A 4,878-nucleotide genomic window follows, 5' to 3' on the forward strand; every position below is an offset into this window, starting at 1 on the left:
TGCAGCAGGAAGCCGACGGGCGAAAAGCCCACGCCGGAAAACTCGGGAATCGACCGCAGGCTCTCGGAATCGACCACCTCGAGCAGCAGGTCGCGGGACTTGATCAGCTGGATCTGGCTCGACATCTGCGCCTCGGTGTCCACCGAGGCGGAACTGGCCGGCTGCTCCATCGCCGCGCGGGTGTAGATGTTCTCGCGCTGCTCGACGAGCAGGCTGGCGGACGACTCGTAGGTGCGGGGCAGGATCAGCAGGACGGCCGCCGTCGCGATCAGCAGGACCAGCGTAACCAGACCGATCCGCAGGGCGCGCTGCGTCAAGGCGCCGAACACGGCGCCCATGTCCATCCGCAGGTCCTCGGCGCGCTCACCTTCGGTACTCATCGGCCTACCTCTGCTACTCACCCGCAAGCTATGCCGCGAACGTGGTAAGCATTCGGTTAAGCGCGCCACCAGAGTGCAACCGGCGACCCCGGGTCCTAAGCAGAATGTTAACCATGGGCCGGCGAAACTGCGTTGCTGATCAGAGTCCCCGGGATTGCCATGCGCTGGCTGCGTCTCCTGCTGTTGTTCCTCGTGCTGCCGCTCGCGGCCTGCGCCCTCAACGGCAAACCATCGACCTACCTCGTCGCGGTGAAGGGGCCCTACGCCCTCGACACGGGCGACGTCGTGCGGGTGAGCGTCTATGGCGAGGCCGAACTGTCGCGCAGCTACCGGGTCGACGATGGCGGAGCCCTGGCGTTGCCGCTCATCGGCTCGGTACCGGTGCGCGGCAAGACAACCCAGATGGCGGCAGCCGAGATCACGGCGGCCCTTGCCGCCGGGTATATCCGCGAGCCCAGCGTCGCGGTCGAGATCGAGACCTACCGGCCGTTCTACATCCAGGGCGCGGTCAAGACCGGCGGGCAGTTCCCCTATGTCTACGGCATGACGGTCCGTGCTGCGATCAGCACCGCCGGCGGTTTCTCGGACACGGCGGATCGCACCAGGGCCATCGTCTATCGCCGGCAGGGCAAGGAGATGGTCAAGGGGATCGTCGGCCTCGACTTCCCGATCTATCCGGGTGACACCCTGGTGGTCTCCGAGCGCTGGCTGTAGATGCCGGACGTGCCGCTCCGCATCCTGCTGATCCTGCGCGCCCCGGTGGGCGGGCTGTTCCGGCACGTGTCCGACCTGACGCACGAACTGGCCGCGCGCGGGCACCAGATCGGCATCGTGGTCGACAAGCTGCATACGGACGGTCTGTCGGCGCAGCGGCTGGGCGCGCTGTCGCCGCTTGCCGCACTCGGCATCCACGCCTTCGCCATCCCGCGGACGGCCGGCACTGGCGACCTGACGACACCGTTCGCCATCCGCCGGCTCGCCGACCGGCTGCGCATCGATGTCCTGCACGGTCACGGTGCCAAGGGCGGGCTCTATGCGCGACTCGCGCGGATCGGCGCACGGCACCGCGTGGCCCTCTACACGCCGCACGGCGGCGTGCTGAACTACAAGCCGGGATCCCCGGTCGGATCGCTCTTCCGCTGGTTCGAACGGCTGCTGATGGGGGCAACCGATGCGATCATCTTCGAGAGTGCCTTCGCCCACCGTGCCTATGCGGAGCAGATCGGCGTCCCGACCTGCCCCGCCCCGGTGATCCACAACGGGCTCAGGCCGGACGAGTTCGTGCCGATCGTGCCGCGCCCCGACGCCGCGGATTTCGTGTTCATCGGCGAGTTTCGCGACGTCAAGGGCATCACCTACCTGCTCGATGCGCTCGTCGGCCTGCGGGCCCCCGGCGGGCGGCCGGCAACACTTGCCATGGCGGGCAGCGGACCCGATTTCGAGGCCACGCGATCGCGGATCGCCGATCTGAGGCTCGAGGGACGGGTACAACTGCTGGGCGTCCAGCCGGCGCGACCGACGCTGGAGCGGGGACGGTGCGAGGTCGTCCCATCGCTCGCCGAGTCCCTGCCCTACGTGATCCTCGAGGCGGCTGCCGCGGGGCGGCCGGTGATCGCGACCGACGTCGGCGGCGTGACCGAGATCTTCGGCCCAACCGCAGCAAGCCTGGTTCCGGCGGCGGACAGCAAGGCGCTCGCCCGCGCGATGCAGGCCTATCTCGACCGCCCGGATGTGGCGGATCGCGAGGCGGGGTTGCGATACGCCCATATCCGGGACGGCTTCTCGGTCGCGCGCATGACCGACGGGATCGAGGCGCTGTACCGCCAGGCGCTCGCGGCAAGAACTGGGCGGCGCGACTTCACCTAACCTAAACCCCTGGCTGCCTAGAGTGTGGCAAAGCCAGCAAGAAGCACAGGGTAGCGTCATGATCCGTCTCGATCCAAAGCAGGCCGTGCTCGATCACGTGCAGACCGGCGCCGCACGACGAAGCACGACCGAACTGTCGCCGCTGGCCGCCCGGATCGCGGCACAACCGGTCGACCGGACCTACTCCCCCGCCGTGGTTGCCAGCGTCGCCCAGGGGATCGAAGCGGCGCTGCTGGCCCTCGTCGGCTTTGCGCTCTACGGCCTCAACGACGGCGACACGCTGCTCAGCGTCTCGACCACGCTGGGCGTCGTCGCCGCGGCGAACGTGTTCATGATGTATGCCCGTATCCATCGGGTGGCCGCCTACCGCAGGCTCGCCGAGCAAACATGGAAGGCGCTGGCCAGCTGGACCGCTGCCTTCGCCCTGCTCTGGCTGATGGTCATGCTGTTCGACAAGGAACAGGTGCTGTCACGCCAGTGGATCGGCATGTGGTGGGGGTTGGGCGCGGCGTCTCTCGCCGCATTTCGGTTCGCTCTGCACCTGCTGGTGCGACGGTGGACCGGACAGGGCAGGCTGCGGCGAAGAACAGTGATCGTCGGAGGCGGCAAGGATGCCGAAGCGCTGATCGAAGCCATCATGGCTCGTGGTGGCGAGGACATCGAGCTTCTCGGGCTGTTCGACGACCGCAACGACGACCGGTCGCCGGAATCGGTGGCGAGCCTCGCCAAGCTGGGGCGGGTGGCGGACATCATCGAGTTTGCGCGCCTCACACGGGTGGACCTCGTGCTGGTCTCGATGCCGCTCTCGGCCGAAAAGCGGGTGCTCGACATGCTCCGGCAGCTTTGGGTGCTGCCGGTGGACATCCGCCTGTCGGCCCATATGAGCAAGCTGCGCTTCACCGAGAAGGCCTATTCCTACGTGGGAGACGTGCCGGTCTTCGACATGGCCGACCGGCCGATCTCGGACTGGAGCCGGGTGTTCAAGTGGCTGTTCGACAAGGTGGTGGCAACGCTGGCGCTGATCCTGCTCGCCCCGGTGATGATCGCGACCGCGATCGCGATCAAGCTCGACAGTCCCGGGCCGGTGTTCTTCCGACAGAAGCGCCACGGGTTCAACAACCAGCTGATCGAGATGTGGAAGTTCCGCTCGATGTATGTCGACAAGGCAGACGGCGGCGCGGCCCGGCTGGTGAGCAGGAACGACGATCGCGTGACTCGCGTCGGGCGCTTCATCCGCAAGACCTCGATCGACGAGTTGCCGCAATTGTTCAACGTGCTTGCCGGTGAACTGTCGATCGTCGGGCCGCGCCCGCACGCGCTGCAGGCCAAGGCCGACAACACGCTCTACTACGAGGCCGTCGAAGGCTACTTCGCCCGCCATAGGGTGAAGCCGGGGATGACCGGATGGGCACAGATCAACGGCTGGCGCGGCGAGACCGACACGGTCGAGAAGATCATGCAGCGAGTCAACCACGACCTCTACTACATTGAAAACTGGTCGCTCTGGCTGGACATGAAGATCGTGGCCCTGACCCCGTTCTCGCTGTTCGCGTACCGCCAGAACGCGTTCTAGCATGGCCACGCGGGCCGTCGGCACCGCAGCTGCCGCCACCTGGCTGCAGACCCGCGCCGCGCGGCTCCTCGACACGCTGGTCGCCGTGTGGGTCTTCTGCGGCGCCATGGTGATCACCGAGCCGTCGCCGTACGAACTTGCCTTTCTCCTCGTCATGGGCGTTTCGGTGCTGGCCGGGTTTGCGCTGCGACGCGGCACGCTGCCGCTGCTGACGTTGTTCGTGCTGTTCGTGCCGTTCGCCGTACTCGCCGCATTCCAGGTTCGGTACAGCTCGGCGGGTGAGGCACTAGTCTACCAAGCCGTGACGATCTTCCTGTTCTTCACCGCGTACTGGACCGCCAACTACGTTGCCGACGCACCCGCCGAGCGGATGAAGCTGATCATGGGCGCCTACCTGTTGGCTGCCCTGCTCTCGGCTGTGCTGGGGACGATCGGCTATTTCGGCGTCGGGCATGCGCTGCTGACGCGCTACGACCGGGCCAAGGCGCTGTTCAACGATCCCAATGTCTTTGGTCCGTTCCTGATCCTGCCGGCGGTTCACGTGCTGCGGCTGGTGTTGCTGGGAACCGGGCGGCTCGGCGCGATGGCCGGGGTCGCCGCATATGGCGTGCTGGCGCTCGGCGTGTTCGTCAGCTTCTCGCGCGGCGCCTGGGGGCATCTGGCACTGTCGAGCGCCATCGCCTACGGCCTCGTGTACGCACTCGAGGCCAGCGGAAGGCAGCGTGCCCGCATGCTGATGCTGGCGCTGGGTGGCGCGGTGGCGCTGGTCGTCCTGGCGGCCGGCGCGCTCAGTGTCCCCCCGGTCCGCTCGTTCATCGAACTGCGGACGCAGACGCAGGCCTACGATACCGGCGACAGCGGCCGCTTCGGCCGCCAGGGCTACGCGTTCGACCTGGCGCTGGAGCATCCGCTGGGGCTGGGACCGCTGGAATTCCGCAACCTCAGGGTGAAGGAAGAGCCCCACAACACCTATGTCAACGTGCTGCATGCCTATGGCTGGGGGGGCGGCCTGATGCTGATTGCGTTCATCGCGTCAACCGCCTGGCGGGGACTGGTCTC

Annotated in this window: 5 protein-coding genes; 4 read left to right on the top strand and 1 reads right to left on the bottom strand. The window is 67.2% G+C overall.

Annotated features, from left to right (window positions below; translation table 11 throughout):
- The coding region (locus tag ACE3TU_RS18810) for a Wzz/FepE/Etk N-terminal domain-containing protein (protein ID WP_374627014.1) at positions 1–380 on the bottom strand (380 nt) is incomplete at its 3' end.
- Between the two features lie 159 nt (positions 381–539).
- On the opposite strand from ACE3TU_RS18810, the gene ACE3TU_RS18815 reads away from it, so the two are divergent.
- From ACE3TU_RS18815 to ACE3TU_RS18830, 4 genes are all read left to right on the top strand, one after another.
- Positions 540–1,094, top strand: coding sequence for a polysaccharide biosynthesis/export family protein (locus tag ACE3TU_RS18815; RefSeq protein ID WP_374627016.1), 555 nt, complete (start codon positions 540–542; stop codon positions 1,092–1,094).
- 9 nt (positions 1,095–1,103) lie between these two features.
- Positions 1,104–2,246, top strand: a complete 1,143-nt coding sequence (locus ACE3TU_RS18820) for a glycosyltransferase (protein ID WP_374627018.1) — start codon at positions 1,104–1,106, stop codon at positions 2,244–2,246.
- Between the two features lie 58 nt (positions 2,247–2,304).
- Positions 2,305–3,819: an undecaprenyl-phosphate glucose phosphotransferase gene (locus tag ACE3TU_RS18825; RefSeq protein ID WP_374627020.1), complete on the top strand. Its 1,515-nt coding sequence runs from the start codon at positions 2,305–2,307 to the stop codon at positions 3,817–3,819.
- Position 3,820: 1 nt separating this feature from the next.
- Positions 3,821–4,878 (top strand): O-antigen ligase family protein (locus ACE3TU_RS18830; RefSeq protein ID WP_374627022.1); only part of this gene is annotated, 1,058 nt, incomplete at its 3' end.

It is taken from the genome of Devosia sp. (assembly GCF_041917035.1).
In the GTDB taxonomy this organism is placed as follows: Bacteria; Pseudomonadota; Alphaproteobacteria; order Rhizobiales; family Devosiaceae; genus Devosia_A.

Coding starts and splice junctions, on each gene's coding strand:
- ACE3TU_RS18815 (WP_374627016.1), top strand. CDS start 540: ATGCGCTGGCTGCGTCTCCTGCTGTTGTTCCTCGTGCTGCCGCTCGCG.
- ACE3TU_RS18825 (WP_374627020.1), top strand. CDS start 2,305: ATGATCCGTCTCGATCCAAAGCAGGCCGTGCTCGATCACGTGCAGACC.